The organism is Lactonifactor sp. BIOML-A5 (assembly GCF_009677585.1).
Classification (GTDB): Bacteria; Bacillota; Clostridia; order Lachnospirales; family Lachnospiraceae; genus Lactonifactor.
Map to the genome: position 1 here is coordinate 172825 of NZ_WKYV01000002.1, position 13924 is coordinate 186748.

Sequence of the window (13924 nt, forward strand, 5' to 3'; positions counted from 1 at the left end):
CTGTTTCCGGAATGTCTCACTTCTGAGATATTTCTTCTTTCAGCAGAAAAAGAGAGAACACACTGCCCTTACCCTCCCTGGAAGCAAGTTTTATATATCCACTCTGGGCCTTCATCACTTCCCTGGCAAGATACAGCCCGATCCCCAGTCCGGGTTCCCCGCTCACCCCGGGGGATCGGTAAAACCTGGAGAAAACGCTGGCCTGTTCCTCTTCCGGGATCCCAATCCCCTGATCTGCCACACGGATACATACAAAAAAGGAATAAGCCTCTGCAGAGACAACAATCTCACCTCCGCAGGGCGTGTACTTTATGGCATTGTCAACCACATTTGCCGCTGCCTCTATGGTCCATTTCAAATCGAACACAGCGGTTTCCTCTGTGGGTTCCACGGTTAGCCGAACCCCCTTCTGCTCTGCCTTCGGCATAAACTGCTGCTGTACGGCCCATAACACGGGCTGAATCCTTTGTTTTTGCATACATACTTTAATAATCCCCGTCTCCAGGCGGGACAGTTTTACCAAAGATTCCACCAGGAATTCCAATGTTTTAGCCTGCTCCCGGATCGCCTCCGTCCAGCCCGCCGCCTCCGGGCTCCCGTCCGATTTCTGCCGTGCCAGCCATTCTTCCAGTAATTGTGCGTACAGTACTATATTTGAGATGGGAGTTACCGATTGATGGGAAATATCAGAAATCTGCAGCTGGATCTGCTCTTTCTCCCTGGAAAGCTTCTGGTATGCCATCTCATTGTCACAGAGGTACCGCCACATGGTGTTTTCTATGGCCGATATCCCCGTCTCATCCAAATGTTTATCCTGGAATCTGCCGTCTATGGCATCATCCAGCATCTTCTGTATCCGTCGGATGACTCTTTTCTCCCGCGCCCTAAAGAATATCACTACAGAAATACAGGCGCCAAACAAAACGAATGCCGCACTTACAGATACAAGTATCAGAACCTCTGCCTTCATTTTTGCTTCCTCTGCTTTCTGTACTTTATTGTTTTGCCCAGATATACCCTATGCCGTACACGGTTTTGATACATTCCGGTGCGCTGGGGGAATCCCCCAGCTTATTGCGCAGGCGGTTGACCGCAACCGTAAGGGCATGTTCATCCACAAACTCGGTTTCCCCCTGCCAGACGCTGTCAATCAGCCGGCTCCGGCTCACATTTTTTCCCTTATGCTCCACCAGACACCGGAGCAGCCGCTGTTCTGTTTTGCTCAGGTCGATCCCGCGGCTGCCCTTCATAAATTCCATTTTCTCAAAGTCAAAGCAGTACTCCCCGCATTTAAATACAGCACCCGTGTCTTTTCCTTCCCGCAGCTGCACTCCCACCCTGGCACGCAGGACCATGAGGCTGAAGGGTTTTGTTATGTAATCATTTGCCCCGGATTCCAGTCCTGTCACGATATCCATTTCCATATTATTTGCTGTAAGCAATATAATAGGCGTCCTGTCAAAACGGCGGATCTCCGCCATTAAATCAATCCCGCTGCCGTCCGGCAGATTCACATCCAGAAGGATCAAGTCGGGACGCTGTTCCTTCCAAATCTCCCTTGCCTGCTGCAGGGTAAAGGCCTGCACGCAGCAATATTCACCCCGCAATGCAATATTTATCCCTTTATTAAGATTTTCATCATCTTCCACAATCAGAACCTGTTTCATATAACGCCTCTCACCTCAGCCTCACTTTTTTAACACATATTACTATCCGTATACATATACCCTATCATAAAAGAAGCTATTCTGCAAAACCATCCTTTTCCATTTATCTATTCTCTGCTGTTATGTTTCCTTATTCCGCCGTCCGGGAAGAGCCCATGAACCAGAAATAGTGCCTTATGTATTCTTTCTATACATAAGGCGCCGCAAAAATTTTCAAGAGACATTCTGACTCTAATCAACAACAAGATGCAAAGGATACCTCTCTTTTGCCTCCAGGCAGTATACAGGATACGGAAGCTCCTCTCCCATCTTCCGGCAGCTCTCCACAGTGCTTTTTATCCAGCCCTCCATATCCTCACCGGGAGAGGGAAAATGCACCAGAAATATCTGATCCGGCCGGCAAAACTGAAGCAGGCACTTTCTCGCCCCGGGCAGCCCCAGGGCGGGAAATGGGGCAATCAGAACACTCAGTTTCCCGCAGTACTCCCGCAAATGGCCGTACAGCCTGTGATCGGGCTTTGCATCCCCCGAAACAAACAGTTCCTGCCCCTGATACTGAAGCAGTACGCTGTAATGGCGTACGTCCCGGTAGACGTTGCCCATATGTTCTGTGGACAGCAGATATAGAGTCAGTGCACCGTATCTGCCCATAAAGTCCTGGTCAGACATTCTTATTCTTTCCTTTCTCAGAAAGCGGGAGGAACTAACGCCGGCTTCCGCCAGTATGGAAAGGATATCATCCCCCGCCAAAACCAAGGCAGAGCTGTGGGTTTTCAGATAAGCAGAAACCTTTTGGGGATGGAAATGGTCCCTATGGCTATGGGTAACCACAAGAAGTCCTATCTCAGGACAGCCGGCATCACAGAGAAGCTTTTGTTCCAGTGTCTCCGGCAGTGGCTGATAGGGCTTGATCTCCCGACCGGTAAATACATCAATTCCAACCCACTGCCCTCCAAGTTTTAATATAACTCCTGCATTTCCAACGTGAAATAAATAATCCATTATCGACCTCTCTTTTGCCTTCCCCATCCGCAGTTACCTTTTTAGTTCTCTGCAGATGAAAGCCATGACACCACTTCCCTGATCCGTTCCCTCTGCTGCCCTGAACTGCCGGCGCAGAGGATATCTTCCTCCGTCACATCGCCCATATCAAGCCTTTTCCCTGTCGCCAAACGCTCAAACGCCTGAGGCAGACCGGTATCCAGGCAGTCGGAAAACATCTTAATCTCCTGAATGCGAAGGCCGGATCCCTTCATCCACAGATCCGCTCCCCCCCACGCAAAACGTCTGGTGCATCTTATCCCGCACTCCGGTGACTTTCCGTATCTCCATTCCCAGGCGGCGTACCATTCCTTTGTGCGGTTGATTTCTGATAACGGAAATTCCTGATCCTTTAATTTTTGAGCGCTCCCATATTCTTTGCAGAAGCTTTCTATTAATGTGCCTTTCAATCCCTCAACGGTAAGCCCCGGGAGGATATCTCTCAGGTTGCATACCCTGGAGCGCACAGACGAAACCCCTTTTGCCCTGAGCTTTTGAGGGGAGGGGGTCAGATAACGCTCCATGTTCTGCAAGTTCACATTCACCATTAAAGTACCGTGATGTACTCTGCAGCCACCGGTATTGGAAAATGCATTTCCCGAGAATTTGCATCCATTTTCCGCCAGCAAATCATTTCTTCCCGAAAATTCAGTGCACAGGCCGTAGGTTTTTATGGCGTCCGTCACCACCTTCATCTGCCGTTCCAAATCATAGACCTCTGGATCTGCCAAAAATGTAAAACACAGATTCCCCAGATCCTGGTATACGGCGCCTCCTCCTGTTGTTCTTCTGGCCAGAAACCCTCCTTCTTCCTCCAGCAGCTTTGCCCTGCACTCCAGAAGTGCATTCTGGTTCTTGCCGATTACTACTGTTTTGTCATTCTGCCAAAGGTAGAGGATCACATCATTTTTCTGTATTCTGGTGCCCAGATACGTTTCCACGGCCAGATTGTACCAAGGATTACAGGATTCTGTCTGATAATAGTAATGTCCCACACGCTCACTCCCTTCTGCAGCCGGACGGGCCATGAGAACCCCATGCCTTTAATAAACTTCATCCTGGAGTTTTCTCAGTTCATAGATGTAAGAGTTCTCATCCATAGCAAGCATGTCATAGGTGATCACCTCACCCTTCTTTATATCTTTTTTTGCCACTGTGTTCTTGTTGATCAGCCCGATGGGTACTGCATTCATCCTCTTGGCTGTATCGTATTCTTCAATCATACCATACACGGTGTATCCCCCGATGTAATCCAGAGGCTCTCCGGCCTTGAGATCCCGTTTTGCCAGGGTGATGACCTCACACACCGGTTTCCCCAGAGGCGCAATGGTAGCCATCTTGTCGATAGACGCCATAGCCACTGAAAGCGGCGTCTCAAGACTGCATAGATGGAAGGGACGAAACAATGTGTAATTGGGGCCGTCTCCCATTCTTAAATACCGCATTTCCCCGTTTACCTCGCTGTTCCCGTGGGCTATAATGGCAAACACGCCTGGTGCAACGCCATTTACATATTCCACCACCCCGTAGCGGTCCAGGATCCCGCCCTCTTCTTTTGACAAGAAGGTGCCGGCAAGGCCGTCTACGTCTGTGGATGGACCATGGGCGCCCCGGATATCGCAGGTCATACCTGTAGAGTTCGCCATGGCCGTCATCTCCACCATTGTCTTTGTTCCGTCTTTAAAGGAACAGAGCATCTTAGGGGCAAGCCCCAGGCTCTTTGCCTCCTTTGCAACGGTATCCGGCGTTGACTCCCTGTTTATCTTATGATTCTGTCCTTTTCCGATTACACGCACCTGGAAGCCCATTGCCTTTGCAAAATCATAATACTCTTTTACGGCGCCGGGCTCATCTCCTGCGGATCCAGTATACACGACACCCCTTTTGTCCGCAAGGATTTTCAGGTAGGATCCAATAGTAACGTCTGTCTCCACATTCAGCATTACGATATTTTTTCCATTCTCTATAGCCTCCACCGCCAGCCGCGCACCCACCTCCGGGACGCCGGTGGCATCTACCACCGTTGAAATCCCTTCCGCCTGTGCAACCAGCTTAAAGTCCTCCGTCACAACAAACTTGCCGTTTTTTAATGCCTCGTTTGCTTCCTTCAGATCATTGGTAACAATAAACTGTTCTCTGGTTAATCCTGCATTTTCATAGGCTGATACGGCATTCTCTAACCGGATATCCGAAATAATCGCAGGCCTCATGCCGGGCATGCCTGCCATCTGGTTGATCATTCCCCTTCCCTGGTTTCCTGCTCCCACCACGCCTGCATATACGGGATTCCCCTCTTCCTCCAGCTTTAATAACTTGTAATTCAGTCCAAACATATTACTTTTTCTCCTCTCTCTATCTGATTACCACCATTTAATCTGATCCGTTATGTGGGTACGCAGCTGAATAAATGCAGGATCCGTAAAGTCCCGGGGTCTCGGAAGATCCACTTCTATCTCCTCCTTAATCGTCGCCGGTTTATTGGTCAGAATCAGCACTTTTTCTGCCAGATACACAGCCTCTTCTATGTTGTGGGTAATAAATACTACTGTGCTTCCCGTTTCTTTCCAGAGCCGGATCACCTCATCCTCCAGATAATACCGGAGTTTTATATCCATCTGCCCGTAGGGCTCGTCCATAAGCAGCAAGTCCGGATTCATGACAAATGCCCGGCCTATGATAATGCGCTGCTCTGAACTCACCGACAGCTGGGAAGGGTATGCGTTTCTGAATTTGGTCAGTCCCAGCAGCTCCAGCATATTATCTACCCTCCGCTTAATTTCTTCCGGGGGCAGTTTCTTTATTTTCAGGCCAAAGGCCAGATTCTCTTCTACCGTCAGCCACTGAAATGCCGACGGCTCCTGAAACACAAAGGCCAGATTATGTTTTTTCGGATCCGCCGGTTCTCCGTCTATCAGGAGTTCTCCTGCCGTGGGCTCTATCAGCTTTGTCAGCAGATTCAGAAATGTTGTTTTGCCGCACCCGGTTGGCCCTACGACACAGACAAATTCCCCTTTTCTAATGTTAAAAGAAATATCATTGAGCACCAGGAGATCATCAAATTTTTTTGTCAGGTTTTTTACTTCCACCTTAACTTCACGGTTATTGCCCATCTCTAACACCTCTCGTCCTTCCATAGTTAAAGAGCCAGATCCGTATTCGCCGCAATCACCTGCCTGATATGCAGAAAATTGGGGTCTACATTATTTCTGGGCCGGGGTAAATCTATCTCATATATTTCTTTTACGTGGGCAGGACACTCGCTGAATAAGACGATGCGGTCTCCCAGATACGCCGCTTCCTCAATATTATTTGTCACAAAGATAATGGTACGCTTTTCCTGTTCCCAGATTCTTATAAGTTCGTCTTCCATGGCATACCTGGTCTGGGCGTCCAACGCCCCAAAAGGTTCGTCCATCAGCAGGATCTCCGGGTTATTGGTGTAGGCGCGGGCGATTCCCACCCGCTGCTTCATACCTCCGGAGAGCTGGCTGGGGTAAGAATTCTCGAATCCCGACAGACCTACCAGATCAATATATTTCTTCGCCCGCTCCCGCCTGGTCTTTTTGTCCTCCCCGGCCATTTTAGGACCCAGCTCCACATTCTGCATCACTGTCTTCCAGGGCATGAGTCCTGTTTTCTGAAACACCATCCCCACGGCGCCGTGGGAACCCCGGACTTCTTTTTCATCCAGATAAAAACTGCCCGACGAGGGAGTCTCCATCCCCGCTATCATATTCAGAAGTACCGTTTTGCCGCAGTGGCCGGGCCCCAGAAGCACTAGGAATTCCCTGTCCTGAACCTCCAGGGTCACCTCATGTACCGCCTCGAATTCTCCCTCCGGGGTATGGTATATCTTTGTCAGTTTGTCTAACCTTAACCTTATTTTTTTCTCAGCCATGGACAAATCATCCTTTCCACAAATGAAATAAATACTGCAAGCAGGGCACCTACAATGCCGATAGCGATCATCGCCACAAGAACCAGGGCAGTATCACCGCTGTCCATGCCCCTGGTAATCAGAAAGCCTACGCCTGATTTTGCCCCCAGCATCTCCGCTGCCAGTACAACCATCCATCCGGTACTAATAGAAGTCTTAATTCCCGCCAGAATGGTGGGCAGCGCCGAGGGCACTGCGATTTCAAACAAAAGCTGCCTGGAATTGGCGTGAAATACTGTTCCCACATCCAGGTAGAGCTGTTCCACGCGCTCCATTCCTGACTGTGTATTTACAATGACCGGAACGATGGAACCAATTACTACAATTAATATTTTGGGTGTCTCGCCAATCCCAAACCATATAGTTATAAGAGGGATCCACGCCAGAGGGGGAATGGGACGCAGCATATTAAAGATGGAGCCAAAAACTGACTTGCCGGTCCTGCTCCAGCCGATTAGAATCCCGAATAAAATACCCGCAGACCAGGAAATTAATAAGGCGGTCATAACTCTGCGCAGGCTGGCCAGGATATGCCCGAAAAAGCTGAGTCTCATAATGGGCTTGTCAAAGGTATCCGCAAACCTGGACCAGGTCTCTGCCGGTGTGGGGATCAGATCCGGCCGATTCCCGGAAACGCCCATCCACAGGGCCAAAAGGCATGCAATGGAGACAGCCGGCAGAACAGCATACAGAATTTCTAAAAACAGATTTCTTTGCTTCATCGTGTTCTACCTCCCCATTTCACAATTTTCTTCTCCGCGAGTTCCAGCAGCGCTGTCATAATTGCCCCGATGATGCCAATCACAAGCATGCCCAGAACGATAATGTCCGGTCTGGCAAAGGCGCGCCCCATAAGGATCATGTAACCCAGTCCCGCACTGGAGGCAAGCATCTCGGCCGCCACCAGTGTAGACCATGAATTCCCCAGGGCTACCCGGATCCCGGCAAAGGTAATGGGAAGTGAGGAAGGAATTCCTACCTTTATAAAAATAGTAAAGTTGGAGGCTCCAAATGTTTTCGCCACATTGATGAGCACAGGACTGGTCTGCTTAATTCCCGTATAGGAATTAATCACACAGGGAATAAATGCTGAGAAAAATATAATAAACGCCTGTGCCTTCAGTCCGATCCCCAGCCACAGGATCGTTAAGGGGATCCAGGATATAGGGGGAATGGGACGTATGATTTCAAACAGAGGGGTGACAAAGCGATCCACCCACCTATACCACCCCATGAGCCAGCCCAGGGGAATACCCAGAATCAATGCGGTAAAAAGCCCCAAAAGAGACACCCGCAGACTGGAAAACACATTGACCTGCAGCGTATTGCCGTCCGGCGCTGTCTCCGCAATTTTTACAAAAAACAGCTTTATAATGTCTGTGGGCGCCGCCAGATACTTTGAATTGATAATGCCGCTTACTACCAGCAGCTGCCAGATGACAAAAAAACCGGCAATTCCCAGCACTGACAGCAAAGCGTACTTTGTACTGCCCACCGCGAATTTATTTTTCTTTGTTTTTTTATTCATTCTCATTTCCTCTATGATTATGGGTTAATAATTCCATCTTCCGGCCTCTGTCATTTCCTTGTGAACCTCTTGGGCAATGCTTGGATCAAACATATTGTTATCCAGCACGAATTCCCGGTCTTTCTCTGTATACTTTCCGGTGTCAATAAAAAAGTCCAGGGTAACCAGCAAATCGGACTCCGCTTTGGTAACTGCCCGCTTTGTGTAAGGCGCATACTCTACGGTAGTGTCCAGCTGCTCCATTACATCCTCCAGCGTCGGGCTGTTTCTTCTTTCGCAGATATATTTTGAGGTTTCCTCGTCACATGCTATCCCTTCAATCTCACAGGTTTCCAGATAGTACGCTTCTGCCTCTTCCATATTGTCAGCAATCCACTCGCTGGCTCTGTAATACACTTCATAAAACTTTTTAACAGCATCCCTTTTATTTTCCAGAGCATCTGCCGTTGCGCAGATACCGCATTCGATTAAATCACCTGTAATATCCAGACCGCTGACCTTTTTATATCCTGCCTTTTCTGCTTCCAGGGCCACAGAAAGGGACAGGCACACACCATCCCCCTCACCTGCCTTAAAGGCGGTGAAACCTGTGCTGTTATCCATATTTACCATTGTGATATCCTTATCTGTCAGACCCAGAAGGGACAGGGTGGAATTCAGCACAATATTTGTGGTGGTGCCCACAGGCAGAAGCCATTCCGTTCCCGCCCATTCTTCTGCAGTGCCGTATAACTCCTCTGCCCCCTCTACCTTCCCTTTTCCGGCTTGATAGATAGGAGAGTCTTCCCGGGTATACAGATTCAGAACCGCGTCATATTCACAGTTGCCGATGCAGTAAACATCATATCCCAGCATGCCCACCAAAACTCCGGGGCTGCCTGTGGTAGCGATATCCCAGCTCTCGTTGGCCTCCATCATAGCAGGGCCGCTGGTAAAAGAGGAATACTCCAGGTCAATATTCAGTTCATCAAACCAGCCCTTTTCATCTGCAATATAAATTGGGAGAGAGTGCATAACCCCGGAGAAGTATGCAATATCCAGCGTCTGCCTTTCCTCCAGGGGCTGTATATCCCAGGTTGTTTTGGAGTCCTTCCCTGCCGTTGTTTTCGTCTCCTCCTTGGAGGAAGACCCCTCACCGCATCCTGCCATACCTCCCATCGCCAATGACATTACCAATGTAAACGCCAGCACCTTTTTCATAGTTTTTTCTCCTTTCTATGTTTGCTTTTTTCAGTAGTTTACATATATTGCACAAAATTATAGACACAAATTAGTATAATTATCAGCATGACTGCAATAAAAAGCTTATTCACTATATGTGAATTAATTCTGCTGTTCAGCCTTCTCCCCGCTGCTCCCCCTAAAATTCCAAATATTACCATCCCCAGCAGAAGCGCCGGACGGACAGCCGGCAGATTCCCTTTCACTGCTGTGAAGATCACGCTGCTGGCCTGGGATATGAGTATAATATATAAGGAATTCTGAACAGCCACTTTCGTTTCCATGGAGAAGCAAAAGTAAAGAAGGACCAAATTGATGGGGCCCCCTCCTATCCCTAAAAAGGAGGACATAATCCCAAGTATAATTCCTATACATGCACAGATACTCTTGCCGGTGATCTGCTTTGTGTGAATCTTATGTTTCTGCAGTGTATAACACAGTGTCCCTATGGTAAGGACAAACAGGGCCGCGGACTGAACAGCGCCGATCCGACCCGAATCAGAAAACCAGCGGTTCAGTACTTCGAAGAGGCATTTTCCCAGACAGCCTCCTGCGGCTGCCCCTATCCCCAGAAACGTGCTGACTTTATAGTCAATACGGGAGTCTCCCTTCACATGGACGCTCACTACGGAATAGCATGTCATGGACAGTACGGTACACCCTGATAAAAAGCTGACCGTGCCCGCGTCCATGAGCTGAAAAGAATCCAGCACGGGTTTTATAATTACTCCGCCTCCGATGCCGCAGACAGATCCAAGGACGGAAGCCAGAAAACTGATTAGATAAATTATGAGCAGCGATGAATCATACATTTTGCAGATCATCATCTTTCATACACAGATGGACAGCTCCCAGCTTAAACGTCTTGGGAAGTGCCAGTATCTTCGGATCTTCCCCCACATACTTCTTTTTCGCATCTGCCAGAGCTTCCTCAAAGGTTGCTCTTGTCTTAAGTCCCATGCCTCTGGCAATTCCCGGTTCCTGGGCTCCTACAATATAGATTGCCGAGGTATTTTCCTCTGCGATATGCCCGCAGCTCATCATGCTGAATCCATGGAAGGGATGGAACGCATTGGCAAAACGGTACTTCCGGATATACTCTTCCTTTGTGGCAAAGTACTCTCCATAGCGGTTCATGTCCGGCAGAATATTCATATAGTCATGCTGAAACATCTCATATAATTCCCTTAGATACGGCCACCTTTCATCGTGGAAGTAGCCGTTGCAGACAGAGGAACAGATAATTACACACCGGTCGCTCATAATACGTTTATGCCGGATTACCTGGGCAGACAATGCCTGCATCATCTGAATGGGATTGGTGCCCATACCGTTTCCGTAGTGGAAGTCCTGGGGCATACCGAAGACCAGAACATCATATTTCTGCTCGGCAAAGGGTACATAGGTTCTGATATTTGCCGTCTTCCAGCTTTGCCTCTGCATCTCGGCAGCGTAGCCGGAATTAATCTCTATCTGCCTGGAATAGGTGTCCAATACCGCGTCACAGCAGAAAAATGGATGTCCCATCTTTTCCTCCATATGCCTGCCAATCTCGTCAAATTTCGTCCGCATCAGGGAATGTCCGGAGACCGGCGTAAAGTCCGGGCGGTGCATTACCTGGGGTACATGGTGGGACGCAATACTTTTCCAGTGGGTAATGCCTGTGGAGCAGTGCTTATACCCCCCTGAATATCCCCCGTAGGGATTTCCCTGGGTATGACCGATAAGGATAGGGATATCACACTCGTATACATACCGGTTCATAATAACCGGATCCCCCCGACTGGTAGTCCCCAGATCCACCAGGTGTTCATAGTCCTCCGAATCGTGACTGGTAATCTGATTGGTATGATAGAATTCATCAAACAGCTCTTTCCCAAGGATCTGTTTCATCTCCGGCACCGTAGTTCTGGGGTGCAGTCCGTTGGAAAACAGAAGAAGAATGTCTTTCTTTTCAACCCCTGCAGCATATAGCTCTTCCAGCATTACCTTAATGGCAACTTTTCTGTGGGAAGCGGCCTGGCAGCCGCCTTTCACAATATCGGGTATTACAAAAACCACCTTGCTCCCTTTATGGGCCAGCTTCCCAAGAGGCTCCATTCCAATGGGGCTGCGCACAGACTCCCTTGTGCGTTCATAAATTTCTGCTTCCGGAATGTGGGGGGGATCAGGAACGGTCTCCCCTGGAATAAATACATCTGCTGTATCCGGCAGGTCGGCTGTCATCGTGCCATGCCCATACTCAAACTCAACGTTCATTCGCCCTCTCCTCCCTGTTCTCCTAAATATAAGTGTACAATTTCCAGGTATTCCTCCGGATAGAACCCAATATTTTCTGAAAAATGGGTCAGGGCAATCAATCCCCCGTCAATCTCCTCAATAGATGCCAGCATCTTTGCGTTGTCTGCCTTTAGGCCTCCGCCGTATACCACATCCATGCCGCCCGTTTTTTCTTTGATGAATCGTGCAATCTCCGTTATGTATTCTTTACCGGCCGGAGTCTTCCCGGGACCGATAGACCATATGGGTTCATATCCGATGACAACTCCCTCTTTGTCCACGCCCTTCAACCCTGTCTCCAGCTGTTCTCCCAGCACCTCTTTCCACCGTTCCTGCTCCTTTGCCGATTCACCGATGCAGTACAAAACCTTTAAGCCCGCTGCCTGGGCACACAAAATTTCTTCGTTCAGCAGACCGTTTACCGCTATGGGATCCCATATCCCGGCCTTTTTCAGCACCCCCTTTTTGTCATTTCGTTCCTCACAGTGTCCGATTAAAGTGGCGCCGCATCCCATAGCCTTCACTACTGATGCAGTACGGTTAGTAGTAAATGCACCAAAATTCCCTCCTACGGCGGCATCCTCTCTGTAGACGCCCTGGCTTCCTATCATTACCGGGCTGTCCTTTTCCAGAGCCTCCACTGCATTCATAAGATGTGCCTCCGGAAAGAAATGGATAAACTCTACCTCCTCCTTTCTGTACTTTTTAAGTCCTTCCTGGGTGTTTTTTATAATATAAGAAGCCCATTCCGGCAGCTCTGCAAGACTGTTAACACCCCCGTATTCCTTAGTAATGTCGAATCTTTTCAGGTTCAAAAAAATATGCTTCATGCTCTACCCCCTTGTCTTTTTGTTGCCCGTATGTATGGCGCGGTTCTGCGCCGCCAAAGCTGCCTCCCGCACACATTCACTCAGCGTTGGATGGGCATGAATGGTGTCAATAAGCTCATCTGCAGTAGCTTCCAGTTTTATGGCCAGGGCTGCCTCGGCGATCAGCTCCGTTGCCTGCGCCCCGTAGATATGTACTCCCAGCAGCTCCCCGTATGGCTCCCCCGTCAGTACTTTTACCATCCCGGTGTCCTGCCGGTAAATTAAAGCTCTGCCGTTGGCTGCCATGGGAAATACTCCGGCCCGGTAAGATATGTCTTTTTCCCGCAGCTGCTCCTCCGTAAATCCCACACCCGCCAGTTCAGGAAAGGAGTACACTCCCCCCGGACATATACTTCCGTCAAAGCTGCGGGACCCTCCCATACAGTTTTCAGCCGCGATCATGCCCTGTTCTGACGCCGCGTGGGCAAGCATCAGCTGTCCGTTGCAGTCTCCCACGGCATAGATATGCTTTGCGCTGGTTCTCATAAAGGAGTCTGTCAGGATCCTTCTTTCAACCCTGACACCTGCTTTCTCCAGATTCAGCCCTTCCAGGCTGGCCTTTCTTCCTATGCACAAGAGTATCTTTTCCGCTTCCAGGGTTATCTGTGTATTCTCCTGTTCCACACAGCAGGCGGCCATGTCACCTTTTTTCTCAAACTTGCAGACTTTTGCTCCAGTCATAATGCGCATGCCCCTGTGTTCCATGTCTGCCTTCAGCTTTTCCGACAATGTCCTGTCCATGTTAGGCAAAATATTCCCTGCCATTTCCACAATTGTAATTTTGGTGCCGAACTCGTGATATGCGGTTGCCAGTTCAACACCGATCACACCGCCCCCTACTATGAGCATACTGTCGGGTACCTTTTCCAGAGAGAGGGCCGCCGTACTGTCAATGCAGATGTCTCCCCCGGCTCCCGGAATGGGCGGCACCAGAGGCTCAGCACCTGTTGCAAGAATAAAGAAATCACTGGAAACCCTTTGTTTTTGGCCGTCTGCCATGTTGACGCACACCGTATGGGGATCCAGAAAGCCCGCCGAACCGTACAATACTCTTATTCTGTTGGATCGCATTAACCCCTCAACCCCCGAGACCAGTCTGTCAATTACACTTTTTCTCCGTTCCTGAACCATTTCCCAGTCCAGATGCGGCGAGGCCACAACGCCGATTCCGGCGGACGCTCCCGCCTCGTGGTATACATGGGCGCTGTCCAGCAGCGCTTTGGTGGGGATACAGCCTATATTAAGGCAGGTGCCCCCCATCCGTTTCTTTTCAATCAGGGTTACTTCCGCCCCCAGCTGCGCTGCCCGGATGGCAGCCACATAGCCTCCCGGACCTCCTCCTATCACTGTTACTGTTTTCTTATCCATCTCTTCTCCCTCC

Annotated in this window: 14 protein-coding genes; all 14 read right to left on the reverse strand. The window is 49.4% G+C overall.

Annotated features, from left to right (window positions below; translation table 11 throughout):
* Positions 1–16: 16 nt before the first annotated feature.
* Complete coding sequence (locus tag GKG41_RS02245) at positions 17–970, reverse strand: HAMP domain-containing sensor histidine kinase (protein ID WP_154256833.1); 954 nt, start codon at positions 968–970, stop codon at positions 17–19.
* Between the two features lie 25 nt (positions 971–995).
* The gene (locus GKG41_RS02250; protein ID WP_154256835.1) at positions 996–1667 is read right to left on the reverse strand and encodes a response regulator transcription factor; all 672 of its coding nucleotides are present in this window, start codon (positions 1665–1667) and stop codon (positions 996–998) included.
* A 231-nt stretch (positions 1668–1898) separates the two neighbouring features.
* Entirely contained in the window at positions 1899–2669 is a 771-nt protein-coding gene (locus tag GKG41_RS02255) for an MBL fold metallo-hydrolase (protein ID WP_154256837.1), read from the reverse strand.
* A 41-nt stretch (positions 2670–2710) separates the two neighbouring features.
* Positions 2711–3703 (reverse strand): lipoate--protein ligase, encoded by a 993-nt coding sequence (locus tag GKG41_RS02260; protein WP_347563265.1) that lies wholly within the window; start codon positions 3701–3703, stop codon positions 2711–2713.
* A 48-nt stretch (positions 3704–3751) separates the two neighbouring features.
* Entirely contained in the window at positions 3752–5041 is a 1290-nt protein-coding gene (locus GKG41_RS02265; RefSeq protein ID WP_154256841.1) for an SAF domain-containing protein, read from the reverse strand.
* 27 nt (positions 5042–5068) lie between these two features.
* Positions 5069–5818 (reverse strand): ABC transporter ATP-binding protein, encoded by a 750-nt coding sequence (locus tag GKG41_RS02270; protein WP_154256843.1) that lies wholly within the window; start codon positions 5816–5818, stop codon positions 5069–5071.
* A 26-nt stretch (positions 5819–5844) separates the two neighbouring features.
* On the reverse strand, positions 5845–6606 hold the full coding sequence (locus GKG41_RS02275; RefSeq protein ID WP_154256845.1) for an ABC transporter ATP-binding protein: 762 nt from the start codon (positions 6604–6606) through the stop codon (positions 5845–5847).
* Positions 6588–7367: an ABC transporter permease gene (locus GKG41_RS02280; protein ID WP_154256848.1), complete on the reverse strand. Its 780-nt coding sequence runs from the start codon at positions 7365–7367 to the stop codon at positions 6588–6590. Before GKG41_RS02280 ends, GKG41_RS02275 begins: the two co-directional genes overlap by 19 nt.
* Entirely contained in the window at positions 7364–8179 is an 816-nt protein-coding gene (locus GKG41_RS02285; RefSeq protein WP_154256850.1) for an ABC transporter permease, read from the reverse strand. Before GKG41_RS02285 ends, GKG41_RS02280 begins: the two co-directional genes overlap by 4 nt.
* An 18-nt stretch (positions 8180–8197) precedes the next feature.
* A complete protein-coding gene (locus GKG41_RS02290; protein WP_154256852.1) occupies positions 8198–9373 on the reverse strand; it encodes an ABC transporter substrate-binding protein in 1176 nt (391 codons plus the stop codon).
* Positions 9374–9411: 38 nt separating this feature from the next.
* Complete coding sequence (locus tag GKG41_RS02295) at positions 9412–10206, reverse strand: sulfite exporter TauE/SafE family protein (RefSeq protein WP_154256854.1); 795 nt, start codon at positions 10204–10206, stop codon at positions 9412–9414.
* Positions 10199–11653 carry a lactate racemase domain-containing protein gene (locus GKG41_RS02300; protein ID WP_154256856.1) on the reverse strand — a complete coding sequence of 485 codons (1455 nt, stop codon included), beginning with the start codon at positions 11651–11653 and terminating at the stop codon, positions 10199–10201. Before GKG41_RS02300 ends, GKG41_RS02295 begins: the two co-directional genes overlap by 8 nt.
* Complete coding sequence (locus GKG41_RS02305; RefSeq protein WP_154256858.1) at positions 11650–12504, reverse strand: triose-phosphate isomerase family protein; 855 nt, start codon at positions 12502–12504, stop codon at positions 11650–11652. The genes GKG41_RS02300 and GKG41_RS02305 overlap by 4 nt, the downstream gene beginning before the upstream one ends.
* Before the next feature lie 3 nt (positions 12505–12507).
* A complete protein-coding gene (lpdA, locus tag GKG41_RS02310; RefSeq protein WP_154256860.1) occupies positions 12508–13911 on the reverse strand; it encodes a dihydrolipoyl dehydrogenase in 1404 nt (467 codons plus the stop codon).
* Positions 13912–13924: the final 13 nt, after the last annotated feature.